General features: G+C 40.8%; 27 protein-coding genes. 16 read left to right on the plus strand and 11 right to left on the minus strand.

What is annotated here, in order from left to right; translation table 11 throughout:
* Nucleotides 1–9: 9 nt before the first annotated feature.
* Nucleotides 10–771 (plus strand): glycoside hydrolase family 25 protein, encoded by a 762-nt coding sequence (locus LX64_RS18215; RefSeq protein ID WP_111599130.1) that lies wholly within the window; start codon nucleotides 10–12, stop codon nucleotides 769–771.
* Nucleotides 772–788: 17 nt separating this feature from the next.
* On the plus strand, nucleotides 789–1058 hold the full coding sequence (locus tag LX64_RS18220) for a hypothetical protein (protein WP_148707372.1): 270 nt from the start codon (nucleotides 789–791) through the stop codon (nucleotides 1056–1058).
* On the opposite strand, the gene LX64_RS18225 is transcribed toward LX64_RS18220, so the two are convergent.
* Nucleotides 1059–1634 (minus strand): CAP domain-containing protein, encoded by a 576-nt coding sequence (locus tag LX64_RS18225; RefSeq protein WP_111599132.1) that lies wholly within the window; start codon nucleotides 1632–1634, stop codon nucleotides 1059–1061.
* A gap of 240 nt (nucleotides 1635–1874) precedes the next feature.
* Nucleotides 1875–2432, minus strand: coding sequence for a CAP domain-containing protein (locus LX64_RS18230; protein WP_111599133.1), 558 nt, complete (start codon nucleotides 2430–2432; stop codon nucleotides 1875–1877).
* Nucleotides 2433–2824: 392 nt separating this feature from the next.
* Between LX64_RS18230 and LX64_RS18235 the strand changes: the two genes are divergently transcribed.
* Nucleotides 2825–3430 (plus strand): hypothetical protein, encoded by a 606-nt coding sequence (locus tag LX64_RS18235; RefSeq protein ID WP_111599134.1) that lies wholly within the window; start codon nucleotides 2825–2827, stop codon nucleotides 3428–3430.
* A 14-nt stretch (nucleotides 3431–3444) separates the two neighbouring features.
* The gene (locus LX64_RS18240) at nucleotides 3445–4101 is read left to right on the plus strand and encodes a YiiX family permuted papain-like enzyme (RefSeq protein WP_111599135.1); all 657 of its coding nucleotides are present in this window, start codon (nucleotides 3445–3447) and stop codon (nucleotides 4099–4101) included.
* Between the two features lie 73 nt (nucleotides 4102–4174).
* Here the strand turns inward: LX64_RS18240 and LX64_RS18245 are convergent, their stop codons facing one another.
* Nucleotides 4175–4813 (minus strand): murein L,D-transpeptidase catalytic domain-containing protein, encoded by a 639-nt coding sequence (locus LX64_RS18245; protein ID WP_111599136.1) that lies wholly within the window; start codon nucleotides 4811–4813, stop codon nucleotides 4175–4177.
* Nucleotides 4814–4908: 95 nt separating this feature from the next.
* Here LX64_RS18245 and LX64_RS18250 point away from each other — a divergent pair, with 95 nt between their 5' ends.
* Nucleotides 4909–5625, plus strand: a complete 717-nt coding sequence (locus LX64_RS18250) for a DUF4377 domain-containing protein (protein ID WP_111599137.1) — start codon at nucleotides 4909–4911, stop codon at nucleotides 5623–5625.
* Between the two features lie 81 nt (nucleotides 5626–5706).
* Here the strand turns inward: LX64_RS18250 and LX64_RS18255 are convergent, their stop codons facing one another.
* Both LX64_RS18255 and LX64_RS18260 read right to left on the minus strand, forming a co-directional pair.
* Nucleotides 5707–6393 (minus strand): response regulator transcription factor, encoded by a 687-nt coding sequence (locus LX64_RS18255; RefSeq protein WP_111599138.1) that lies wholly within the window; start codon nucleotides 6391–6393, stop codon nucleotides 5707–5709.
* Nucleotides 6394–6405: 12 nt separating this feature from the next.
* Complete coding sequence (locus tag LX64_RS18260; protein WP_158538670.1) at nucleotides 6406–7695, minus strand: sensor histidine kinase; 1290 nt, start codon at nucleotides 7693–7695, stop codon at nucleotides 6406–6408.
* 510 nt (nucleotides 7696–8205) lie between these two features.
* On the opposite strand from LX64_RS18260, the gene LX64_RS18265 reads away from it, so the two are divergent.
* Nucleotides 8206–10893: an outer membrane beta-barrel protein gene (locus LX64_RS18265; protein ID WP_111599140.1), complete on the plus strand. Its 2688-nt coding sequence runs from the start codon at nucleotides 8206–8208 to the stop codon at nucleotides 10891–10893.
* Here LX64_RS18265 and LX64_RS26500 read toward each other — a convergent pair.
* Nucleotides 10886–10939 carry a hypothetical protein gene (locus LX64_RS26500; protein ID WP_394337183.1) on the minus strand — a complete coding sequence of 18 codons (54 nt, stop codon included), beginning with the start codon at nucleotides 10937–10939 and terminating at the stop codon, nucleotides 10886–10888. The two genes, LX64_RS18265 and LX64_RS26500, sit on opposite strands and share 8 nt — an antisense overlap.
* 484 nt (nucleotides 10940–11423) lie before the next feature.
* Here LX64_RS26500 and LX64_RS18280 point away from each other — a divergent pair, with 484 nt between their 5' ends.
* Entirely contained in the window at nucleotides 11424–12317 is an 894-nt protein-coding gene (locus LX64_RS18280; protein WP_111599143.1) for a hydroxypyruvate isomerase family protein, read from the plus strand.
* Nucleotides 12318–12368: 51 nt separating this feature from the next.
* Here the strand turns inward: LX64_RS18280 and LX64_RS18285 are convergent, their stop codons facing one another.
* The 3 genes from LX64_RS18285 to mqnC form a co-directional block, all read right to left on the minus strand.
* On the minus strand, nucleotides 12369–12968 hold the full coding sequence (locus LX64_RS18285; protein ID WP_111599144.1) for a GNAT family N-acetyltransferase: 600 nt from the start codon (nucleotides 12966–12968) through the stop codon (nucleotides 12369–12371).
* Nucleotides 12969–13066: 98 nt separating this feature from the next.
* Nucleotides 13067–13708, minus strand: a complete 642-nt coding sequence (locus tag LX64_RS18290; protein WP_148707373.1) for a DUF4136 domain-containing protein — start codon at nucleotides 13706–13708, stop codon at nucleotides 13067–13069.
* 203 nt (nucleotides 13709–13911) lie between these two features.
* The gene (gene mqnC, locus LX64_RS18295; protein WP_111599146.1) at nucleotides 13912–15036 is read right to left on the minus strand and encodes a cyclic dehypoxanthinyl futalosine synthase; all 1125 of its coding nucleotides are present in this window, start codon (nucleotides 15034–15036) and stop codon (nucleotides 13912–13914) included.
* A gap of 167 nt (nucleotides 15037–15203) precedes the next feature.
* Here mqnC and LX64_RS18300 point away from each other — a divergent pair, with 167 nt between their 5' ends.
* The 4 genes from LX64_RS18300 (at nucleotide 15204) to LX64_RS18315 (ending at nucleotide 19511) form a co-directional block, all read left to right on the plus strand.
* Nucleotides 15204–16424 carry a retropepsin-like aspartic protease gene (locus LX64_RS18300; protein ID WP_111599147.1) on the plus strand — a complete coding sequence of 407 codons (1221 nt, stop codon included), beginning with the start codon at nucleotides 15204–15206 and terminating at the stop codon, nucleotides 16422–16424.
* 128 nt (nucleotides 16425–16552) lie between these two features.
* A complete protein-coding gene (locus LX64_RS18305) occupies nucleotides 16553–17794 on the plus strand; it encodes a M16 family metallopeptidase (RefSeq protein ID WP_111599358.1) in 1242 nt (413 codons plus the stop codon).
* 33 nt (nucleotides 17795–17827) lie between these two features.
* Entirely contained in the window at nucleotides 17828–19111 is a 1284-nt protein-coding gene (locus tag LX64_RS18310; RefSeq protein ID WP_111599148.1) for a M16 family metallopeptidase, read from the plus strand.
* A gap of 46 nt (nucleotides 19112–19157) precedes the next feature.
* Nucleotides 19158–19511, plus strand: a complete 354-nt coding sequence (locus LX64_RS18315; protein ID WP_111599149.1) for a phage holin family protein — start codon at nucleotides 19158–19160, stop codon at nucleotides 19509–19511.
* 83 nt (nucleotides 19512–19594) lie between these two features.
* On the opposite strand, the gene LX64_RS18320 is transcribed toward LX64_RS18315, so the two are convergent.
* Entirely contained in the window at nucleotides 19595–20041 is a 447-nt protein-coding gene (locus LX64_RS18320) for a YybH family protein (protein WP_245952726.1), read from the minus strand.
* 89 nt (nucleotides 20042–20130) lie between these two features.
* Here LX64_RS18320 and LX64_RS18325 point away from each other — a divergent pair, with 89 nt between their 5' ends.
* From LX64_RS18325 to LX64_RS18345, 5 genes are all read left to right on the plus strand, one after another.
* Complete coding sequence (locus tag LX64_RS18325; RefSeq protein ID WP_111599151.1) at nucleotides 20131–21321, plus strand: DegT/DnrJ/EryC1/StrS family aminotransferase; 1191 nt, start codon at nucleotides 20131–20133, stop codon at nucleotides 21319–21321.
* Nucleotides 21322–21381: 60 nt separating this feature from the next.
* Nucleotides 21382–22107, plus strand: a complete 726-nt coding sequence (gene kdsB, locus LX64_RS18330; protein ID WP_111599152.1) for a 3-deoxy-manno-octulosonate cytidylyltransferase — start codon at nucleotides 21382–21384, stop codon at nucleotides 22105–22107.
* A gap of 120 nt (nucleotides 22108–22227) precedes the next feature.
* The gene (locus tag LX64_RS18335; RefSeq protein WP_111599153.1) at nucleotides 22228–23304 is read left to right on the plus strand and encodes an iron-containing alcohol dehydrogenase family protein; all 1077 of its coding nucleotides are present in this window, start codon (nucleotides 22228–22230) and stop codon (nucleotides 23302–23304) included.
* Nucleotides 23305–23415: 111 nt separating this feature from the next.
* Nucleotides 23416–23925 (plus strand): hypothetical protein, encoded by a 510-nt coding sequence (locus LX64_RS18340; protein WP_148707374.1) that lies wholly within the window; start codon nucleotides 23416–23418, stop codon nucleotides 23923–23925.
* A 52-nt stretch (nucleotides 23926–23977) separates the two neighbouring features.
* Nucleotides 23978–24421, plus strand: coding sequence for a group III truncated hemoglobin (locus tag LX64_RS18345; protein WP_245952729.1), 444 nt, complete (start codon nucleotides 23978–23980; stop codon nucleotides 24419–24421).
* On the opposite strand, the gene LX64_RS18350 is transcribed toward LX64_RS18345, so the two are convergent.
* The gene (locus tag LX64_RS18350) at nucleotides 24422–25609 is read right to left on the minus strand and encodes an MFS transporter (RefSeq protein WP_111599155.1); all 1188 of its coding nucleotides are present in this window, start codon (nucleotides 25607–25609) and stop codon (nucleotides 24422–24424) included. It lies immediately after the preceding gene.
* Nucleotides 25610–25621: the final 12 nt, after the last annotated feature.

Below are 25621 nucleotides of genomic sequence, written 5' to 3' on the forward strand. Positions count from 1 at the left end.
TCCCAAACAGTGAAAAAAAAGAAAAGTTCTGGAAATGGATTTATAATTCTGTTTCTCATTGCATGCATCCTAGTAGCGGCCTATTTCATTTACCGAAACTTCAAAAACGAGATCAACTTCGTTCGTTATGATGAATTCGGGATTGATATTCCCATTAACTATAAAATTCATGGCATCGACGTTTCCAAGTTCCAAGGCGAAGTAAATTGGAACGCGGTAAAACAAATGCAAGTAGAAGATATAAAGTTAACATTTGCTTTTATTAAAGCTACAGAGGGTATTACCCGGCAAGATGCACAATTTAAACGCAATTGGCAAAAAGCAAAAAAAGCAGGCGTTATCCGCGGAGCATACCATTTCTTCTACGCTACCCGCGACCCCATGAAGCAAGTCATTAACTTTAGAAATACCGTGGATTTGGAACCTGGCGATCTTCCCCCAGTTTTAGATATTGAAGTGCATAACGATCAAACTCCTGCTGTTATTAGAAGTATGGCGAAGATTTGGTTGGAAGAGATGGAGGAAGTTTATGGTGTGAAGCCGATTATTTATACAAATATGAAGTTCTACGATACGTACTTGGGTGATGAGTTTGATCAATACCCTTTGTGGGTGGCACATTACTACCAAAAGGAAAAACCAAAAGCCAGCCGAAGCTGGCTCTTTTGGCAGCATAGTGATATTGGTCGTGTTAATGGCATTCGGAATAAAGTGGACTTTAACGTATTTCGTGGCGACAGTGCATCGTTGATGAAATTATGTTTACCTTAACTTCAAAAATCGTGACCATGGAAGAAAATCGCAACCTGCAAGAAGAGCCGAAGCCGCCGTTCGACATGGAAACGTTTAAATACTTTTCCAGGATTATTCGCACGGTATTTTTCGGATTTTTCTTATTGATATTTGATGCTTTCGTTGGCCTATATTTAGGTTTCGGCGATCCCACCTATTCCACTCCCCTATTGATGACCATCTTTTATATTTGGTTCATCGCTAGTATGGGTGTATATCTTTATTTTGTGTACAAGATGTGGAGCAAAAAAGTGCCACATCCTTAATTATTTAGTTGTAGAAGCAAAAGACTGCGTCCAATAACTACCGTATTTTCCTACGCCCATTTCTTTGAACTTAGCATCCATGAGGTTTTTGCAATGACCGGGACTATTTAGCCAGCCGGTGATAACTACGACTTCCGTGCTTGGTCCTTTAGCGATATTTTCTGCATAATACCACCAATTATACCCCACGGATTCTATGCGCTGGCCGGGATTTTTTCCGTCGAGGCTAATATGATCGAAATAACCTTTGTCGTACATATCTTTTGAGTGAGCAACAGAAGCATATTCCAATAAATCATTCCATTTAACAGGTGGAACTGGTGGCATAATAGTACCACCGCAATTGCAGCCTTTGGCGCGCGCGGTATTTACTAAATAAAGCAGCGTGTCTTTATTAATGTTGTTGGCAATGATCGTCACGGTAGGTGGATGATCGGGATCGGTAGCAGGTTCTACCGGTTTTGGTTGTTGTGGCGTAGGTGCGGGAATGAAATCGATTTTCTCGCACGAAGTGGCCATTACTAGAAAAAATAACGAGGTTACAACAGTTGCTGTTTTAAGCAAATATGGGTACATCCCAGTGAAAATTTTAATGAAAAAATTTGGTACTGGGTTCTAAATAGGAACGAGTAAAATTATTTGGTCGAAAAGATTTTGTGCAGAGGATGGGGCTAAATAATTATTACAGAGTTCAAAGATATGAGCGCAAATTGGAATATCAAGCGCAGCTTTGTAAATATTTAGTTAATGGCTGAAAGTATTACCCACTGGGCGTTGTAGCCAGTGAGTAATACTTAAAAAAATTAATACATGCGTTTAGCGGGCGGTATTGTTTGCTTGTGGTTCAGCCATAATTTGGCTCCAAAAATAGTTAGCTTGCGCTACCCCCATCTCGGTATAAGCCGGGTTCATGATTGTCATACAGTGACTAGGACTGTTTAACCAACTTTGTACAAGTTGTTCTTCATTTAGCGTACCTACAGCAAGATTTTCGCCGTACATGTGCCATTTGTACCCCATGCGGTTAATTATATCGTCGGCCTCGATCCCATCGGGAGAGCGGTGAGCGAAATAATTGTTATCCAGCATGTCTTTACTTTTGATCCAAGCTACTTTTTCTAATGTTCTATTCCATTTAATCGGGGCAACTGGGGGCATATATAAATCTCCACAGTTGCAGCCTTTGGCGCGTACTGCGTTCACTAATTGAACGAGTACAGTTTGGTTGGCCGTATTGTTCATGTTGGCCACGGTAGTGTCGGTTGGATTGATGGTAGGCGGAATTGTTTCCGTCAGGTCGCCCTTAGAACATCCTATAACAGACAATAGGATTACTATTACCATCAACACCATGTTGGGTGAATACCCTCTCATGTTGATCTGGTTTAAAAAGTTGGCAAATACTTAGTTAGTCGGCGGGTATAAATATATATGACTTATATATTGCTTACAACGGATATGTGGGAGAACATATGTTTTAAATGGACTACGCAAAGGTAAGGCAGTGATAATGAGGGAGATTAAAAATGCTTGTAAAATTTCTGTTAAGCGAAACTGAATTGGAAAACGTCAAATTTTAGTACGAAAATGATCTTCCCATCCAGCAAGCATCTACTTACTTAAATGTTAATATAATATCAATAAGTAGTAAAATGATACCAGGGGGAAATTTGCCGATTGTATAAAGATTTAACGATATTTTGTATTCATTTTTTTCTTTATAGTAGTTTCAGCGTGTAAATTGTGGCAGTATTCTATCAAACGCTATGAGGAAAAATGTAGTTTCTGCCGTTGTCGTATTGTTTGCTATTGCGGCATTTACGGCTGCATGCAATAATATCAATGCGAGCAGCTCAACATCAACACAAAAAGATTCTTCTATAACAGGAGGGGCTGCACTTGGGCAAACTATCGCCGATGAAACCCAGTATGCAAAGGACACATTTGCAACAGCCGAACCTTCGGTTGACGATGAAACCATTGAAGGGTTTATGGTGGTAGCAGACACTAGCGATAATTATCAACAATTACATACAGGATTGTTTTCACTACACAAAAGCTTCCAGTTCACTATCGATACAATGAACCGTTATTATAACGAGGAAAAGAAACTCATCATTCTACATGAAAATGATGAAGATCAAATGTATGCCGGAGAACCATTTCCAAGAAGGGGTTACGATCCTTCTATTAGTATCGAGCAAATGAACTTTTTCGAGGATAGAGAGATTGTTTCACCCCGAAAAATGGGTTTAGTAGTAGGAATTTTTGAGAATAAAAGTGAAGCATTAAAAGTCGTTCAACGCATTCAATCAACGCAACCTCATGCACACGTTTTACCCGTTAAAATGTTCATGGGCTGTATGCACTAATAAATCTTGCTGTAATGAAACGTATTAAGCTTCTTGCCGGCTTCTTGGTTGTGATGCTATTCGGCTGTTTTGTTGTGTATAAAGCTACTTCTATGGCTGTTATACCAATTAAGAAGGCCACATCTTTACAGCACCCTGTTTTTCATGATGGTGATATTGTTTTCCAATCTAACATTTCACCGCAATGCAAAGCTATAGAAATGGCCACCCATTCGCCATATTCGCACTGCGGAATGTTGTATAACATTGAAGGAAAATGGATGGTATATGAAGCAGTACAACCTGTTTCTAGTACAACTTTCGAAGAATGGATTGCCCGTAGTAATGGAAAGTATGCTGTAAAACGTTTGAAAAATGCCGCTACTGTTCTTACCCCGGAAGTGATGAAAAATATGCACAGAGTTGCGTTACAATATAACGGTAAAGATTACGATGCTTATTTTGAATGGTCGAATGATCGGATTTATTGTAGTGAATTAGTGTGGAAGATCTATAAAGAATTAACCGGTTTAGAACTGGGTACCTTACAGCGATTAGAAGAGTTCGACTTATCAAGTCCGCTAGTGAAGAAAGAGTTAGAGCGCCGCTATGGTAAAAATATTCCTTTTAAAGAATTAGTCATCTCCCCTGCTCGCATTTATGAATGCAATTTGCTGGAGGATGTAAAATAAATAGTCTCAATAGTGTTTTTGGATTACCCATTTAACCTATCTATAATCGGCCTTCCTTTCCAGGGAGGCTTTTTTATTTGTAAATATAAAGTAGTACAGGCTTGCGACTTTGGTCTATGATGGGTTGTACTTTTTTGAAGTAATCGTAGTTTAAGGTAGGGCAACCGTCGCTTCTACATATGCCTACCCATGTTTCATCACTTGGTACACATGAATGACCGTGTAAAACCACGAACCGCTCAAACGCACGACTGTTAGTAGCATCTAAACCGTGCAGTTTGTACGCTGTACCAAATCTTCCTGAGTATTTTAGACCGATTTTATACTTGCCTGGAGATGAGCAGTTACTATTTACAATATTTGAAAACTCTACTTCTTCGTTCATATAATTGCTACCCTGCCCATGTGCCACGAGACTTTTACTGATAGGTTTCATATTTTCCAGGTCGTATAGCACGAATCGCTTCCGTCCACTATGTACATTAAAGTCGATAAAGAAAGCATAGTGTGTGTTGAAACCCTTTGTAGTGGCATATTGTTTAAGTTCCGTTGCTTTACGGTTCAATTTTTGCAAATCAATGGACTTAGCTTGACCGGGTTGGGTTGTTTGTTTAGGAGTATTAGCGGGTTTGGTTTTTTTCTTTTCTTCTTTACAAGAAAAAAGACACAACGAAACCACCAGTAAAATAATGGAAATAGGAATAGTGCGCATAGTATAGAGACTTCAAAATACAAAATTTCCATATTCTGAACCGAACACACCTTATTCTGTTATTTATCAATCCATTACACGAAAACAACAATATCATGAAAACTACAATCCTGCTTGCAGCTGCCGTACTAACGGGATTTTCTGCTTGTCAAAATGCAAATAAAGCCAGCACCGCCGACAGCACTGCTATTACTCCAGCTACCACTTCTACCGTAACGCCTATTGAAGGCTATTACGAGGCAAGTTTAGCGGCTGCTTCAAGCCCTGGCCGCACGATTGGTCTTGAGCTTGAACCAGGCGGACAAGCAACGATGCTAACAGATTACCATAATCAAACGCCAGAAATAGTTGATAAAGGAGATTGGAAGAAAGAAGATAGTACTGCTATAATCGTTACAACGGTTACTGTTGGTAGCGGTAATAGTACAAAGGATACGCTTCGGTTCAAAAAAGATGGCAATAGCTTAATATATACTGGCAATGCTTACGGTAGCGATGGATTGGTGTTAACCGCAAAAGACAAACCAGCACCGGTAGATAAGGAGTTAATTGTTTGGGTGGATGACGAGGTAGAATGCAAAGGTGGAATGGGTGAAAAACTTAAATGCTTTTACGTAGTGTATGGCGATAAATTTATGAACCCAGGTAAAGGAAAATTCGAAACCTTATCGGCGCCCATTAATGGTTTCAAATATGAAAAAGGAAACCGATATAAGCTGCGCGTAAATCGCAAATTACGCAACCCCGCTCCTGCCGATGCTAGTATGTATGAATACGACTTAATCGAGCAAGTGGAGAAAACAAAGAAATAACCAGGGACATACCATATAAAACAACAAAAGTCGCCCAACTGGGGCGACTTTTTGCGTATAATAGTTGTGGTTGTAAGGTTTTTACATAATAAGTTTGTAACCCACGCCTCGTACATTTACGATTTGAATTCTTGGATCGTCTTTTAAATACCTGCGAAGCTTCGTGATAAACACATCCATGCTACGGGCATTAAAGAAAGTATCATCGCCCCATAAGTCGATAAGGATAGGTTTGCGCTCCACAACATCATTAGGATTTTGTGCTAAGCGGCGCAAAATTTCAGCCTCGCGGTGAGAAAGAAATTCGATTACATTATGGCGCGTGAGGGTTTGACGGTTGAAGTTGAAAGCGTATTGACCAATATGGATAGTGTTTTCATCTTGTTCTAGTGCGGGTTTTTGTTGTCCGAAGCGGTTCAACAGTGATTTAATCCGCACGATAAGTTCATCCATGCTGAAGGGTTTCTTTAGGTAATCGTTCCCTCCTAATTCAAAACCTTTCACTACATCGGCTGTTTGTGACTTTGCCGTTAAGAAAATAATAGGCGTATTTTTATCAGTTTTGCGAATCTCGGTGGTTAAAGTGAAGCCGTCGAGATTAGGCATCATGATATCCAATACGATTACATCGGGTTTGTGTTCTTGGTACATTTTCAACCCTTCTTGACCATCTTTCGCATAGAACATGGTAAAACCGCGGGTTTCCAGGCTGTCTTTAACAATCTGGCCCAAGGTGAATTCATCTTCTACTAATAAAACTTTCGCCATAATATTTACATTTTACGCAGGAATAGTAATAATGAATTCGCTGCCACTATTAGGTTCTGAATGAACCGTAATAGTGCCGGTATGCATGTCAACAATCTTCTTCACATAACTAAGGCCTAAACCAAAGCCTTTAACATTATGCAAGTCGCCTGTTGGCACGCGGAAGAACTTTTCGAAAATCGTGTCTTGATAGCTTTTCGGGATACCAATACCTTTATCTTTTACTACGATCTTCCAATTATTTTCCTGCTTATAAATACGGATTGTGATATCCGCTTGTTCTTTCGAGTATTTAATTGCATTATCCACGAGGTTATTAATCGCGTTGGATAAATGGGTTTTGTCCGCCATTATAAATGCATCTTCTGGCACTTCGATGTGGAAATTAACTGGCTTGTTAGCCTTCAGTTCGTGGTTATTCACAATACTGGTAATAATTTCTAACATGTCTACGTCTTCTGGGTATAAGTCGATCGTTTCTTTTTCTTCGGCGGCAATATGTAATACTTTCTCCACTAAATCCGACAAGCGTTGTAATTGTTGCTTGCTGATATTGAGGTAGTTCTCTGTTTTTTGTTGATCGTTTAACGCGTTGAAATTTTGCATAGCTTCTACTGCTGCGTATACAGTGGCAATAGGTGTTTTCAACTCGTGGGTCATGTTATTGATGAAATCGTTTTTAACCTCGCTCAGTTTTTTCTGTTTGAGGATTGTTCGCATCATGTATATCATGCTGATGGAAGTAAGAATCAGCACGAGTACAGAGCTGATCAGCGTCCACATCATTTGCTTTAATATATAGGGCACCGGTGTTTCGAACGATGCTTGAACGAATAAGTTACTTATTGGGTTGAAGGGCGTTTTAGAAGTTTTAAAAGCTTCTCTTATATGTAAGCTATCTCTAAAGCTTTCCCGTGCAAAATTGTTGAAATCGATGTGGAATGTATCTAGCCTGTGTGCGGATGTAATCCCACGGTTCACTAATTCCGTTGTGAACACCGAATCCAATCTTTTCAAGCTAAAGCGATTCCCGTAAATATTATTGATAATAAGGATTTCCGAGATCTGCTTTGCTAATGTATCTACGTATACATGTGCACTAGAGTCTAACTTCGCTGTTTGCCTAGTAGAATCGTTTAAATAAATTTTCAATTCGCGGTAAGGTTTGCCCTCGTTACGCTTATCTGCATTTAATAGTTGACGAACTTCTTTAGGAAGATCATTTTGTGTAGTATCGTTATTCCCATACCGCACAATTCTTCGCACATCCGCAAACTGTTTATTGAAAACAGCCGTACGCATAGCATCGTTAATTTCACGCCCAAATTGATCGAGGTGAAAAGCGTAAGACTTGTATAAAAAGTAGGCTTGAAAACAAAAGACTACAATAATACAAGTCACCATTAAAATTGTAATATTCCTAATACGATTGCGCATGTTCGCTATGTTCTATCTGTACAAATCTATTTAATCCCTGGTGGGATTCCTATCTCCCTTAACATTAATTAACAGAATCCCGTTGCGGCGTTGATGCGGGTTTCTCGTTTAAAAAGTAAGATTATTTTAACAAATATTAACCCGTAAATATTTGAATACCTGTTAATTTTCCACCTGTCAAAGCGTGTAGCCGCAAGCGTAATACTGCAAGGCTGCAACAGGGAAACACAGTAAATTGATCAACATTTGCGCATGAACTGAGTGTAAAAAGTGGAGCGATAGAGAGCAGAATGTGGTGTTTTGTTACCCAATTTGCATGATGGCGCAATGTTATTCGAACGAAAAAGTTAATCATTAAAGCACGGGACCGACTACATGAAGCCAATATTCCTTTTTTTATTGCTGTTCACCTCGTTTTTTGTTGCCCAAGGGCAGCAAAAACAACTGCATGTTAAAGGAAGGGTATTAGATTTCAGCTCCCGTGAACCACTTCCCGGCGCTATTGTGATTATGCTCAATGCAAAGGACTCAACGATGCATAGTAACACGGCTGCGGCCGTATCCGGTGATTTTACTATTGCAGCACAACATGGAGGACAGTATAAACTAAAGGTGCAGTTTATGGGGTATGAAACGTTTACCCAAGCTATCAATTATCAAGATACTACGACAATTGTACAGCTCGGCGACATATTCATGAACATGAAGAATGTAACCTTAGCAGGAGTTGAAATTGTACAACAACGACCACCTATGGTTGTGAAAAAAGATACTGTTGAATACAATGCAGGTTCCTTCAAAACGCAACCCAACGCATTACTGGAAGAATTACTGAAAAAGATGCCCGGCTTAAAATTGGAAGCCGATGGGTCGTTAACTTACAACGGGGAGCCTATTCCAGAACTAATGCTAGACGGCCGCCCCTTGTTTTCGGACGATCCCAAAACAGCTACCAAAAACTTGCCAGCCGATATTGTTGATCGTATTCAAATAATCGACAAGCAGTCGCGGGATAATGAACTATCGGGTGTATCTGGAAAGAAAGTGAAGGCTTTAAATATTGTATTGAAAGCAGATCGAAGGAAAGGTGTATATGGTAATGTAAATGCTGCCGGTGGTAATGATGAAAGATATTTAGTTGGTATGAACCTGAACCGCTTTAATGGCCCGCAGCAAATTATGCTGAATGGCACTATGGGGAATGTTCCTCCCGGTGGAGCAAGCATGGCAGGACAATTAAAGACGAAGAATCTTGGATTTACCTATAATAGCGACGTAACAAAAAAACTGCGTGTGAATGCAAGCTACAACTTCTCGAAGAACGAGATGCTGATGCAACGTTCCAATAACCGCGAATATTTTTCTGTTGATTCTACGAAATACAATCGTTCTAACTCTCAAAATTTAAATCAAACAGAAGCCCATCGCTTTGGAGCAAGGTTTGAATATACCATCGATTCAACACAGATGTTGATTTGGTCGCCTTCGGTGAGTTATAACCGAACCAACACCAACACGCTAAACAACTTCGAAATATCGAGTGTGACCAACACCATGCGCAACAAAGGCTTAGATAACACAACAAACGAATCTACCACACCTAATGTGAATATGAACTTGATGTACCGGAAAAAGTTTGCAAAAAAAGGAAGGTCGTTGAACACCATGTTAACATTTGGCAATAACAGTAGCGATAGAATAGGCTATTTAAATTCTGCCCGGTTGTTGAAAGACTCTCTGAATAATGATGTGGCAGATACTACAAGGCAGCAAAATCTTTCAGATAATAAAGGTCAAACATTGGGTGTTCGTGTAACATATGTCGAGCCTGTAGGGAATGGCCGCTTCTTAGAAGCTAGTTATGGCTATAACCGTAACTTAATGCGCAATGTAAAAAACACGTTTAATTGGGACACGCTGAAAGGTGGATATACAGGCTTTGTAGATAGCTTAAGCAACTCCTTTAAAAACACTACCAGCTTCCAAAACGTTGGATTAAACTTCAGAACAAACCGACTTAAATACAATTATGTTTTCGGTTTAAATATGCAAGTAAACGATTTACAAAGTTTAGATAGAACAAAAGATTCCACATCGCATCAACGTACAGTGAATTTCGCTCCTATGGCTACATTCGATTATACATTTGCGGGGAATAAGCAATTATATATGAGCTATAACGGGCAAACGCAACAACCCACTTTGCAGCAATTGCAGCCCGTTGTCGACCGTTCTAATTCTTTGTATATCGTAACGGGTAACCCCAACCTACGACCATCTTTCACCCATAATATGAACATCAATCTCTCCGCCTTCAATCCTGCTACAATGCGTGGATTTAATCTTGGTGTGAATGGTACTACAACGATGAATAAAATTGTGAATAAATCGTTTTTTGATGAAAACGGTGTGCAATATTCTATGCCTGAAAACTTAAGCGGGGCGTATAATGTAAGCGCTTTCTTGTCGAATAATTTATTCCTGAAGAAGATCAAAGCTTCGTTGTCATTTGCTACGGCATTAAGCTATTCGAATGATGTGAGTTTCTTGAATAGCGAAAAGAATTTAACAAAGAACATGTCGGTAACGGAGACGGTTAATTTCAACTTTAACTATAAGGAATTGCTCGAACTTGGGGTGGCAGGTAGCGTGGGATATAATTCCGCAAAATCCTCTCTAACAAAGGCTGCTAATAACAACTATTTATCGGCTACTGGTCAATTGAATTTTACAGTGCATTTACCTGGGAAAATCCATATTGGATCAGCATCTACCTATAGTTATACCGCTGGTCGTTCACAGGGGTATGACTTGAATAACGCCATTGTTAATGGCTATATCTACAAGAATTTCTTCAAGAATAATATGGCTGAATTACGTTTTACAGCGTATGATATTTTCAACCAAAACGTAAGCTTAACAAGGAATGTATACGAAAACTACATCGACGATGTTCGTACAGACGTTATGCAGCGTTACTTTATGTTAGCAGTCATTATTCACATCAATAAATTCGGTGGCGGGGCACCCAAAAAGGCGGCCATGCCTACTTCAATTAAATAAGCTTATTTCGCCGTGTTAAAAGGTACACTTTTGTGCCTATTAGCAAAGAAATGTATAATCCAACCTAGGGTGAAGCTTGGAATTACATCTGTACCTGGAAACAATTCTTCAATAAATGTGAATAAACCACCGAAGGTACCAATGGTACCTTTAAACATGCGGTAGTATAAAATAGCCGCAACCGGGGCCCAAATTACATCGAGCACTTCGCCTAAAACAGGAACGGCATAACTGGCGCATCCTATCAAATCTAAAAGAATGCAAATACCGAGATGAGGGGTAGATTTTTTAATCATGGTAATGCCTTTTATACATAATAAACAAATAGCCTACCAAAAAGGTGATTTCCGCAGTGGAGACGAATATTTTGCTTGCAATACAAAGTTAAAATTCATGACTGTAGCCTTTTTACTAGTTATTGTAGTTATATTCGGAAAGAGACTGCCCAGCTGTGAATGTGCCATAAATAATTAATAAGGGTCTTGCATACACCATTAATTTAAGCTAAATTAAGCCCACAATTCTATATCATGCCAGGAACAAATTCTCGCCGCGATGCGATAAAAAAAGTCGCCACTTTAGCGCTGGCCACTACCACGCTCAGTTCGCTTACAAAGCGCGTAGCCGCGCATGAAGCTGCTGTTGATGAAAAACTGAAAGGAAAAATTCGCCATTCCGTTTGCGCTTGGTGCTACGGTGGAATGAAGCTCGATGATCTTTGTAAGGCCTCCAAGAAAATAGGTTTAGAAGCAATCGATTTAATTGATCCACCAGATTTTGACATTGTGAAGAAGAATGGATTAACCGTAGCGATTGTTGCTGCCATTAATAAAGATTGGGGCATTACAAAAGGCTGGAACCGTGTTGAGCATCATGATGGCCTTGTTAAATATTATGAAGATTTAATTGATAAAACTAGCAAAGCTGGTTTTGAACAATTGATTTGCTTTTCAGGCAACCGTAATGGTTTAAGTGATGAGCAGGGCATTATTAATTGCGCACAAGGTTTGAAGCGCATAATGAGCTACGCCGAGAAGAAAAAAGTAACAATTGTAATGGAGCTCCTTAACAGCAAAGTCGATCATAAAGATTACCAGTGTGATCATACTGTTTGGGGTGTAGAGTTGGCAAAAGCGATCGGATCAGATCGTTTTAAATTGTTGTACGACATTTACCATATGCAAATCATGGAAGGCGACGTAATTCGTACGATCCGCGATTATCATCCATATATTTCACACTACCATACAGCTGGTGTACCAGGGCGGAACGAAATCGATGATTCACAAGAACTCTTCTACCCTGCTATCATGAAGGCTATTTATGATACGGGCTTTAAAGGATTTGTGGCGCAAGAATTTATTCCTAAGAAGGAGAATAAAATTGCGTCGCTCGACCAGGCGATTAAAATTTGCGATATCTAGTATAAACAAAAAGCTCTCTATTAAAGAGAGCTTTTTTTATTGTATCGAGGTTTATTCACTATTGAGCTTTTCTTGCCACGCTCGCTTCATCGGCTGTTCTTTATTGAACTTTTCCCAATCTTCGCGTAACATTCCCATTACAACCATATCTACAAGTTGGCCATGTAGCTTAGCACTTTGTCGTAAAATACCTTCTTTCCGAAATCCCAATTTAATAGGAATTCGCCCACTTTTTTTATTCTCTAAAGCGAATCGAATTTCTACTTTATTGAGCCGCATGGTAGCGTAAGCATAATCGAGTAACCCGCTGCAGCAAACAGATACAATACCCTTGCCACTAAATTGGTCAGCGATCCAATAGCCTATTTCTGCTTTCTGGAGAATGGGATCCCATTCATGTAAATCCATTACCCCGCATAAAGCACCATTATACCACATGCCAAATGCAATCGCTTCTTGTTGATCGGCTTTGCGTAACATTAATTCAATAAAGCGTTGCGAATGCTCGGGTTTTGTATTATAATCCACCCATGGTAAAAAACGACGAAGTGTTTTTCGCGAAGATTGCACTAGGTCGAAGAGCATCCCCGCATCATTAGACTTAAGTTGTTGTAGGTAAATGTGATCGTTAATTACTATGCTGACCATCATACTGCAAATATCTTATTATCCGCCGCAAAAAACAACAGGCAAGCCTTGCGGCTCGCCCGTTCGTTGGTAGATTATGACGGTTTAACTATGGACGGAAACTATCTTTTAGAAATCACTTGTTGTTTAGCCATGTCTTTCACAACTTTCTGGCTATATACTACAGCCATTCGTTGTGCAGAAGAGGGGTCGAATGTTTGAGTTTGAACAGAGTAAATCACTTTGTTTGTGTTGAGGTCGTACAAATTACTTTCGAGGTAGTACTTTGTATCTACGGTATAGTAACCAGGGCTGTACACGCGGTTATACATGTAGCCATAGTATCCCCAGAAACGGCCATAGTAAGGGTAGAACCCACCATAAGGGCTACCTTGTACATAATTCTTTTCTTTGGATTTGTCGAGCAACACAACAGTCATTACTTGTTGCACACCTTGACGATCTAATTTTTTCAATGCCCTTTCTTCATTCAAATTCTTAAATGCTTGTGGGCCGAAGGTTTCGAATGCGGAAACGGCGTTATAGCCTTTTTGTTGAAGGGCTAAAACCATTTCTTTTTCGATATTGGCGCGTAGGCCGCCTTCTTTATTAGGAATTAAAGCGAGCACCATCACTTTGTCGTTTTGCTGAATGCGGGCATCGTTTTGTTTCCAGGAAGAGGTGACTTTCGTGCTGGAGCAGGCCGCTAAGAACATTACAAGTGCGGTGGCTACCATCATCATACTCCATGTTATCTTTTTCATAAATCCTCCTTTTTTCGCAGCTATTGTACTGGATGTTTTATACTTATTGGACGTTAAAAGGAGAAAAAAGTAACAGCATGAAGGGTTGTTTAACAATACTTTATGGTAAATGTTAACGAATAAACAATTAAAAAAAACTGCGATGTTTCAGAAAGGTATTTTCTAAAACATCGCAGTTAAAAATATAAGCGAGTGGCTTGTTATTAATAGTTAACTACTTGCTCTTGTATATGAGCTGGTAATTCGCGGAATTGGTACAATTGTGTTCGCAATTGTGGTTCAAAGCCCGCTTCGCGGATAGCATCTTGCATTGTTTTATATGTAAAACGGTGTGGAGCACCTGCCGCGCTAACAACGTTTTCTTCGATCATAATAGAACCAAAGTCATTCGCCCCGGCATGCAAGCAAATTTGTGCTACTTGTTTACCTACTGTTAACCAAGAAGCTTGGATATTCTTGATATTAGGTAACATAATGCGACTCATCGCGATCATACGGATATATTCTTCGGCGGTAGTCATGTTATGAACGCCGCGAATACGCGCTAATAAAGTATCTACATCTTGGAAAGTCCACGGAATGAAAGCGGTGAAACCGTAGTTGCCTTCAGGTTTTTCGCTTTGCACTTGGCGGATATCCACGAGGTGTTGGAATCTTTCGAGTATTGTTTCCACGTGTCCGAACATCATAGTACCACTGGTAGCGATATTGAGTTTATGCGCAGCACGCATAACATCTAACCACTCTTGAGCACCACATTTACCTTTAGAGATAAGTCGGCGTACACGATCGTTTAGAATTTCGGCACCAGCACCTGGTAAGCTATCCATGCCCGCTTCTTGAAGTGCTTTTAGTACTTCGTAGTGCGTGCTTTTTTCCAGCTTGGTAATATGTGCAACCTCTGGGGGCCCGAGTGCATGGAGACGCATGTTCGGGTAGAGTTGCTTTAGTTGTTTAAAAGTATCCACATAGAAAGAGAGGCCCAATTCCGGGTGGTGGCCGCCTTGCAATAGCAATTGGTCGCCGCCGTACTTCAGCGTTTCTTCAATCTTCACCTTATATTCATCTATGCTGGTGATATAGGCTTCAGGATGGCCGGGAATGCGGTAGAAATTGCAAAATTTGCAGTTGGCAATACAAACGTTGGTCGTATTTACATTGCGATCAATTTGCCAGGTCACCTTACCATGCGGCACTTGCTTTTTGCGCAATTCGTTGGCGATGTGCATTAACTGGGTTAAAGGAGCGTTTTCAAACATAAACATCCCTTCTTCCGCAGTAAGAAACTCAAAGTTTTGCGCCTTGCGATATAGTTCTTCCAGTTTCATCTTTTGTACCTTAAGTGAAACAAAGGTAGGGTTTTCGAATAAGTATTTTGATGAAGAATGCCAGGTTACGGTTCATACATGAAAAAGCACGTTTCTTGCAAAAAATATTTAATAAGACGGTGGGTAAATGTTAAATTTATATAAACACACCCTACAAATACGTCTCTATGCGTTATAAAAAACTCCTACAACCCCTCCTATTGGGCTTCTTGACGTGTTTGAGCCTGTATATTCACGCGCAACCAAAGTCTACTCCACCACCACAAAAAGATGCGGAACTGCTTACGACCTTTAAATTCCAACAGTTCTATGGCGGTGTGGTTGTAATTATGGCCACGCTTAGTGACAAGCCAGACACCCTCCAATTTATTTTAGACACCGGCAGCGCAGGGATTTCACTCGACACCTTAACGGCAGTACGACTCGGACTCAAATTATCGCCATCAGACAAGATTGTACGCGGCTTAGTAGCTGCTAAAAACTTATGGTTTGCTGAAAACCACACCTTGCATTTACCTGGTTTAGACGTAGATACCTTAGATTTCCACATTAACGATTACGAGCTCATCAGCCAAGTATATGGTATACAGGTTGATGGCATTATTGGGTACAGTTTCCTCAACCGTTATATAGTACAAGTAGATTATGATACAGAAGAAATCCGGGTGTATTCTAAGGGGAAATTTAAATATCCAAGAGGTGGTTATATCTTGAAGCCAACCGCTTTGTCATCTATTCCTGTAGTTACTGCACCAATCAGGAATAACAATAATACGGCCGATGGCAGGTATTACTTCGACACAGGTGCTGGTATGTGCCTATTGTTAAGTACGGCTTATATGAAGGATAGTTCCGTTATGCCGCACCGCAAATCGAAAGTTATTCAAACCGAGGCCCAAGGTCTTGGTGGAAAAATGTCGATGTACTTAACTACAATCAAAGAGTTTAAACTGGGAATTTACAATTTTCGGAATGTTCCAACTTATATGTTCGACGACATTACGAATATCACCTCTTACCCATTCCTAGCGGGCATGGTAGGCAACGATTTACTGCGTCGCTTCAACCTTACCCTTAACTACGAAAAAAAAGAAATTTATTTAATGCCAAACTCGCATTTCCGCGACCCGTTTGATTATTCGTATACCGGGCTAGTTATTTACCTCATAAACGGCCAAATTATGGTTACAGATGTAATTAAGGGTTCCCCGGCCGAAAAGGCAGGTATTAAGCCGGGAGACGAGATTTTGGCAGTAAATAATAACTTCTCTTCTAACCTTCAAGTGCTCCGGGATCAACTGAAAAATGTGGGCTCTAAAGCCACTTTACTCATTACAAGGCAGGGAGAATTAATGATGAAAAAAATGACTGTCAAAAGTATCCTGTAATCGAAAAGCGGCTACCTCGGGAATTGTTCTTATTTTTATAAGATGGATATGCCGCAAATGCACCTTTAATGGGCTATTTTGCGGAATGTATAGATATATTAGTGCCTAACTTTGAACGATTTCTGGATATGATTCACTTTAATAGATTTACACTGTCGAACGGGTTACGCGTGATCGTTCATGAAGATCATACTACGCCCATGGCTGTTTTGAATGTGATGTATGATGTGGGGGCGCGCGACGAAGATCCTAACAAAACGGGATTCGCGCATTTATTCGAACACCTCATGTTCGGCGGATCGGTTAATATTCCCGATTACGACGAGCCACTGCAAATGGCCGGTGGAGAAAATAATGCTTATACAACAAACGACTTCACCAATTATTACATACAACTACCTGCCGAAAACATTGAAACAGCGTTTTGGTTAGAAAGCGATAGGATGTTATCGTTGGCTTTTTCTGAAAAAAGCTTAGAAGTGCAACGAAAGGTAGTATGCGAGGAATTCAAAGAACACTACATCAACAAACCTTATGGTGATGTACAATCGAAAATCCGTTCGTTGGCGTATAGCACGCATCCGTATAAATGGATGACGATTGGTAAGGAATTGTCGCATATTGAAAATGCTAAATTGCAGGATGTAAAGGATTTCTTCTTCAAACACTACAGGCCGTTAAACGCGGTTGTATGTGTAGCAGGAAATGTTACAACAGCACAAGTGCAATTGTTAGCAGAGAAATGGTTTGGCGATATCCCGGCAGGCGAAAAATACAACCGTAACTTACCAACCGAACCTGCTCAAACCGCGCCTCATACACTCGAAATAAAAGCGAAAGTACCATTAGATGCTTTGTACAAAGCGTATCACATTTACCCGCGCCTCGACCCACGCTACTATATCGTAGATTTAATGTCGGACGTTCTAAGCGGTGGTTCTTCTGCTCGCCTACACCAAGTGTTGGTAAAAGAGAAAAAATTGTTCAGCAGTATCGACGCTTACCACTACGGGTCTAATGATGCCGGGTTGTTAATTATCGAAGGTAAATTGTTGAAAGGTGTGAAAATGGAAGATGCTGAGAAGGCTTTAGAAGAAGAAATAGAAAAACTACGCACCGAGAAAGTACCGGAAAGAGAACTTGAGAAAGTAAAGAACCGGGTTGAAAGTATGCTGGCCTTCGAAGATATGAGCTTGATGAGCCGCGCAAATAACCTTGCATTTTACGAGTTATTGGGGAATGTAGACATGATGAATGTTGAATTCGAAAATTATGCACGCGTTTCTGTCGACGATATTCACAAGGAAGCTAATATCGTATTTCAACCCAATAACACGAACACGCTCTACTATTATGCTGAAAATAACTAAGCAGCAAATTTTTCAGTTTCTAAACAATCGCTAATGTTAAATAGAAGCCAAGCGCCTGCTTTTAAAGACGCGGTAGATTTCGATCTAAAACTCAAACCTTACGAAACATATACGCTTGATAATGGCATTCCCGTTTACGTGATGCCTTCAAACGAACAAGAAACGTTGCAGTTAGAACTCGTTTTTCCTTCAGGAACATGGTTCGAATCGCAATCCCAAGAAGCTTTCGCTACAAATTTCCTCATGAAGAACGGCAGTAGCACTCATTCTGCTCTCGAAATCAACGAAAGCATCGAATATTACGGCGCATATATCAACCGTAGCGTTCACCACGAATGGGGCAGCTATGTAATGCACTCACTTAGCAAACACATCGAATCTTTGATGCCTGTTTTGCAAGAAGTAGTACTAGATCCTGCATTCTCGGAAGAGGAGTTGCTTACCTTTAAACAAATTTTTAAGCAAAAGCTTACAGTAAGTTTGCAGAAATGCGACTTTGTAGCAAACCGCTATATCGATCAATACTTGTTTGGTAGCTTCCACCCTTATGGCCGTGTTAGCAGCATGGAGGCGTATGACGCTTTGCAAAGCGAAACTTTACGAGCCTTCTATAAAAAGCATTACACGTATAACAACTGTAAAATCTTTGTAGCAGGACATTTACCGGCAAACTTCCAACAGTTACTCAACCATTATTTCGGTACTACGAAGTGGAATGGCGAATCAACAATTCAACGTCTCGATTTACCTATTCAGCCTGCTGATGAGAAAATCTATAGAATTTCGAACGACGAGAATGGTGTACAAGGTGCCATTCGCATTGCCCGTCCTATGCCGAACCGCTACCATCCCGACTTCATGAAACTTCGTTTTATGAATACCATCTTCGGTGGTTACTTCGGTTCAAGGTTAATGAGTAATATTCGCGAAGAAAAAGGGTACACATACGGCATTCATTCGCAACTTTATAATTTCCGACAAGTAGGCGCGTTAAACATCACAACAGAAGCAGGGCGCGACGTATGCGAAGCCACCATTACAGAAGTGTATAACGAAATGGCGCGCATGCAAAACGAGTTAGTCGACGAGGAAGAATTAAGCTTAGTACGTAACTACATGTTAGGCTTAACCTTGGGTGATCTCGATGGTGCCTTCCAAGTTATTCAACGTTGGAAAAGCTTGATTCTGAATGATCTTGATGAGAACTATTTCTATCAAAATATCGAGACCATCAAAACCATTTCCGCTAAAGATATACAACGTTTAGCACAGCAATATTTGAACAAGACTGATTTTTACGAGTTAGTAGTAGTGTAATTGGTTCGGTAAGGTTTTTGATTTAGTATAGAGAAATACGCATCTTATGAATATACTCATACGCTTACTTATTAACGCCTTGGCGGCATTCGTTACGGCAAGTTTGTTACCTGGGGTACACATTAAAGACTTCATGGCAGCTATTATTCTGGCAGTTGTGTTAGGGGTATTAAACCTACTGGTTCGCCCGGTTTTATTGTTGCTTACCTTGCCGGTAACGGTATTTACCTTAGGCTTGTTCATTTTTGTGATCAACGCCTGCATTATCTTGCTGGCCGGCGAATTAGTGTCGGGCTTTACAGTAGATGGCTTCTGGTGGGCTTTGCTGTTTAGTTTGGTTATGTCGTTAATAAGTGGTTTCATGTATTCATTAGGACCCGGCGCACGCCGTGAAGACTAATACTTACAAACAACAAGCATATAAAAATTCAAAACCTCTCAAGGCGTTTAGCTTTGAGAGGTTTTTATGTTATAATAGATGAGTTAGCTACTATGATCGGCCACAATATTCCATTTACCCTTAATTTTCTTCCATAGCAAGGTGTAATGACCTTCTAAATCGCCAATAGTCCTAGCCAAATGCCATTTTCCTACTACAAAATAAGTGTCTTTCGAAATAGGCTTGAATTGAATGAAGGTAAATGTAAGTTTGCCCATTGCGGTTTTATCTGGATAGCCCCTTTTGTAATTATCGAGGGTTGCTTGCCAGCCGTATGTTACCCCGCTTTTCCCGATAAACATTAACGAATCGGAATGCCAATAAGGCTCCATAAAGGATTCCAAGTTACCAGTATTCCAAGCCTCATTCTGAGCCTTTAAAATGTTCCGGATTTGCTGCTCGTCGTTGTTTTGCGCTTTCGCAGACGATAATCCCACGAAAACGACCATAGTCAAGAGAATAGAGAAGAAACGCATGTAAAATTTTTGCAAAAGATAAACAGTTTTTTAGAGTTATGCATAATTGGTTTATACTACCTTTGCCAAACAAAAATTATCCACCTACCTAAAAAGACTAAATTATGCCCGGGTACGAACTTTTTGGTGAAGAAGAAAAAAAAGAAGTGAATGATGTCTTGGAAACAGGCATCTACATGCGTTATGGATTCGATGGTCCACGTAAAGGAATTTGGAAAGCAAAAGAATTAGAACAAGAGATTTGCGACCGGTTGGATGTAAAGTACGCGCAACTTACCAGTAGCGGTACGGCTGCATTAACCACCGCATTTGCTGCCTTAGGCGTTGGTGCCGGGGATGAAGTAATTATGCCCACTTTCACGTTCGTAGCCAGCTTCGAGTCGGTTGTTTCGGTAGGTGCAACACCCGTTTTAGTGGACGTTGACGATACATTAACCCTCGATCCTAAAGCTGTTCGCGCGGCGATTACGCCAAAAACAAAAGTAGTGATGCCGGTACACATGTGTGGTTCTATGGCAGAACTCGACGAGTTGAAGGCTATTTGCGACGAACATAAATTAATCTTGTTGGAAGATGCTTGCCAAGCATTTGCTGGGCAATATAAAGGCCGTGCACTTGGAACCATTGGTGATGCGGGTACTTTCTCTTTCGATTTCGTAAAAACCATCACTTGCGCAGAAGGCGGTGCTGTTATTACTAACAACGAAGATGTGTACTTAAAAAGCGATGCTTATTCAGATCATGGTCACGACCATCTAGGTGTTGATCGTGGTGCTGATTTGCACCCATTTATCGGTTACAACTACCGCATTTCTGAACTCCATGCCGCAGTTGGTCTTGCACAAATTCGTAAAATCGATACGTTCTTAGCCATCCTTCGTAACAATAAGGAAGTGATGAAGAATGCATTGGCAGAAGTGCCAGGTGTAACTTTCCGTCGCATTCCTGATCCAGCTGGCGATACAGCTACACACTTGTCATTCTTCTTACCAACAGAAGAAAAAGCACGTAACGCCAATGCTGCCATTAAAGCAGCAGGCTTGCCAAGCTTCTATTGGTACGATAACAACTGGCATTACATCCGCAACTGGGCGCATTTCAAAAACAGCCAAACGTTAACGCCGTATGCAAAAGAATTGCAAACAGCGTTGGATGTTTATACTACGAAAGAGTTCCCAGCTTCAGATGCGGTAATGAGCCGTTGTATCTCTACCCCGATCAACCTTGCATGGTCGGCTGAAGAAACCATCGAACGTGCAGCCAAGTTAGTAGCTGCTGTTCAAAGTGTGCTGTAATTATCAACATGTTTTAATTGACCCGTTACGGGCAGAATTGATATAACAACACAACACCGAATGAAAAAAATTGCAATGATTCCGGCTCGTTATGCTGCTTCCCGCTTCCCGGGTAAGCTCATGGCCCAGCTGGGGGGAAAATCGGTTCTTATGCACTGTTACGATAGTGCTGTAGCAACCGGGGTTTTCGATGATGTAATCGTGGTGTGCGATAGCGAAATATTGTATAACGAAGTCGTATCCCATGGTGGTAAAGCCATGTTCAGTAAAAAACAACACGAAAGCGGCTCAGATCGTATCGCGGAAGCGGTAGCGGATTTAGACGTGGATATTGTTGTGAATGTTCAAGGTGATACCCCCTTCATCACCCGCGAACCAATGGAAAAACTTTTACAAGTTTTCGAAGGCGAAGAAGGTAAAAGCGTACAGGTAGCGTCTCTTATGCAAGAATTGCATGAAGAGCAATATATTCAAGATCCAAACTATGTAAAAGTAGCGGTAGACTTGAATTTCAACTCTTTGATGTTCAGCCGTAGCCCTATTCCTTATCACCGTGATAAAACTGTAAAACCAACGTATTACGAACATATTGGTGTATATGCATTCCGCAAAGAAGCATTACTCAAGTTCACAAGTTGGCCAATCACGCCATTGGAAGCCGCGGAAAAAGTTGAATGCCTCCGGTATTTAGAACACGGTATTCCATTGAAAATGGTGGTATCAGAATTCACAACAGTTGAAATCGACACACCAGAAGATCTTATAAAAGCAGAAAAGTACTTGTAGGAAACTACAAGTACTTTTCCCCCCTATCATTGCATTGTAACATAAAAACAGTAGGCCAACAGCATGGGCCTGCTAAACGACAGATTGTAACAAATATTCCTACAACACTTATTAATCAACATGAAATTTAGAAATTTCAAGCTGGTAGGTCATGTAATATTTGGCCGCGGCGCATTCGCTCAAATCGACGAAATCATCGCTCCTCACCGTAAAGGCGATGCTCCGATGATCTTCTTTGTTGATCATTTTTTTGAAGGAAACCAGCCTTGGTTAGCGAAAATTCCGTTACAAGGCAAAGACAAAATTGTATTCATTGATGTAACACACGAACCTAAAACCACGGTTGTTGATGCATTACGCGATCAACTTAAGGCCGAATTCGGCGAAGTATCCGGTATTATCGGTGTAGGAGGAGGTTCTACAATGGACATGGCGAAAGCTGTGGCTTTAATGATGACGAACCCCGGATCTTCAGCCGATTATCAAGGTTGGGACTTGGTACAACAACGCGGTGTTTACAAAGTAGGTGTTCCTACTTTATCGGGCACAGGGGCCGAAGTAAGCCGTACTTGTGTATTGACTGGGCCAACCCGCAAATTGGGTATGAATTCCGACTTTACCACTTTTGATCAAATTGTTCTAGACCCAGAAATGATCAAAAATGCACCGGTGAACCAACGTTTCTACACGGCAATGGACTGCTATATTCACTGTATCGAATCATTAGAAGGTACATTCCTCAACGCTTTCAGTCGCTCTTATGGTGAAAAAGCTTTGCAATTGTGCCAAGAAATTTTCTTGGAAAAAGACAATTGGGATGATGATGCAGATGAAAAATTAATGATGGCTTCTTACGCCGGTGGTATGAGCATTGCTTATTCACAAGTAGGTGTAGCACACGCTGTGAGCTATGGTTTATCCTACTTGTTAGGCACTAAACACGGTGTAGGCAACTGTATCGTATTCGACAAACTAGAAGAATACTACCCAGCCGGTGTGAAAGAGTTTAAAGAGATGGTGAAAAAGCATAACATCGATATTCCACAAGGAATTTGTAAAGACTTAACCGATGAGCAATTCAACAAAATGATCGACGTATCTTTGGGTATGGCGCCACTTTGGGAAAATGCCTTGGGTAAAGATTGGCAATCAATCATGACTCGCGAGAAGTTACGCGCATTATACGAGCAACTATAAGACTAACGTTAGTATAAAAGAAAAAGGGCAATTGAATTCAATTGCCCTTTTTTTACGCCTATTGAGAATGTTTAATTAAATTGGATGTACTTAACAAAAAACAAGCCTCCCATGGAATCGACGAGCGCGATAGAAAAATTGGCCAACGACCTTATTACATCGTTGCAGCGTGTAGAACAGCGCAGGCAGCAATGGCAGACAGTTACCAAACCACTGGTGCTGGCTACTTTGAACGAAATAGCAGAGAAAATTAAACTGAATTGGAGTGTAAATGTGAATGATATGCTGATCAATTTAGAATCAGTATTCATCGCCTTCAACCCTATGCCAACGGGTATCGTAGAAAAATCGGAGATCAACTTAGTGAATAAAATGCGCGTAGGTGGATTTTTGTCGTTTTCTCAAACACGTACCGGGCAAGTGGTTGTATGGGTATCAATGCCTTTGTTGGAAGGTTTGGAAGAAGGTCCAGCACGTAATTTTACCCTGGAAACCCTCGATCCCGAACATGTAGATGCTACCATCGTTCATCAGTATATGGAGAAATTCTTAGAAGAAATCATCGAATGGGAAAACGAATCCCGTGATGAAATAGGCTTCGCTCGTCATATTGGCGCATAAGCTCTCTTCTTTTCCTTCGAAACGCGCACCCAAAGCTGCCTACACGCTATGGATGCGCGTTTCTGTTAAAGTGACAGAAATCATGGTTTACATCACCCCCATTGCGGAACTTTGTACAATGAAAGATATAGCCACCAAAGAAGATGTTGTGCTTTTTGTGAATGCCTTTTACGATAAAGTAAGGCAAGACGATTTATTGGCGCCCATCTTCGATAGTAAAATCCCGGCCGAAAGATGGCCCGCTCACTTAGAAAGGATGTACCTATTCTGGGGCGGTATTTTATTTGGGAATAGTGAATATGTTGGTAATCCATTTGCCCATCACCGTCCTTTACCGGTTGGCGAAGCTCACTTTGAGCGTTGGGTGATATTATTTAGAGGTACAATTGACGAGCTTTTCCGTGGTGAAAAAGCTGAATTAGCAAAACACCGAGCCGCTAGCATCGCAGCCATTTTCTTGAATAAAATTATGTTCGAACGAGGGCTAAGGCAATAATTAATGGGTATTACGTAATCGCTGCTTGCCAGGGTAAATAAACATTAGGTATACTGTTGCAAACACAGTAATAGCAGCGTTCAAATAGAATGTAATTGCAAAGTATTTCGGATCATTGTGGAAAATAAAAGCACTCAAATAAGCACCAATTCCAATACCTGCCTCCAATGCAATATACATCGAGGCCAATGCCCTACCCTTGTGCATAGGATCGCCCAAGTCAATCGTCCATGCAGAAATAGCAGGTGAATTCAACCCCAATGCTGCTCCATACACAAGCGCACCGGCCAACATCATATTAGGAGAACCCGACATGGCTAGCATTACCATCGAAACGGCTAGCATGGCGGAAGATATCTTCAAAATCGGAACCCTCCCCCATTTATCTGAAGATTTACCCGCCAATAAACGTATACCAATGGAACTCGCCGTGAAGAAGGTGAAAAATAAACCCTTGTTCTGTACACCCAAGTGCGCAGAAAAATCAGGAATAATAGTCAGCAAGGTCCCATAACTAACATAAGTAAGAAAGGTAACCACCATCGGCCCTATCACCAATGGCTCAAAGATTTCATTGCGCTGGATTTTTAACAATTTGAATGAAAAACGTTGCCTGTTTTGCAAAGTTTCCTTCATACTTCCCACCAAAATAACCACCGATAAAAGCGCAAACATTGCCGATGCTTGGAACATGGTGTGAATTCCCCACATGTTCGACATCCAACCACCGATCGAAGGACCTAACGACAGCCCTATTGTACTCGCCAACCCAACCATGCCCATGGCCTCGGCACGACGGTTAAACGGTACAATGTCGGCTACATAGGCAGATGTGCCCGTTGGCTTAAATCCCGTGGAAAAACCGTGAAAGAAGCGGAGCAGTAAAAATGCGAACACAGAGCTCACAAGTGGATACAACAGGCTACAAACAACACAAACAAGCGAGCCGAAGATCATCACAGGTACACGGCCAATGGTATCGGAAAGCTTTCCGCTAAACGGGCGAGAAAGGCCTGCCATTAAAGTAAACAACCCAATAATATAACCCTTGTAATCGGCCCCACCCAGTTGAGTAAGGTATGCCGGCAACTCGGGGATCATCATGTTGAAACTGGCCGAAAAAAGTACATTACTAATACATAATAAAATAAACTGAAGGGTGTAAATTCTGCCCTGCGATGCTTCCATGGCTGCAAAGTT

The sequence above is a fragment of the Chitinophaga skermanii genome (assembly GCF_003259335.1).
Lineage (GTDB): Bacteria > Bacteroidota > Bacteroidia > Chitinophagales > Chitinophagaceae > Chitinophaga > Chitinophaga skermanii.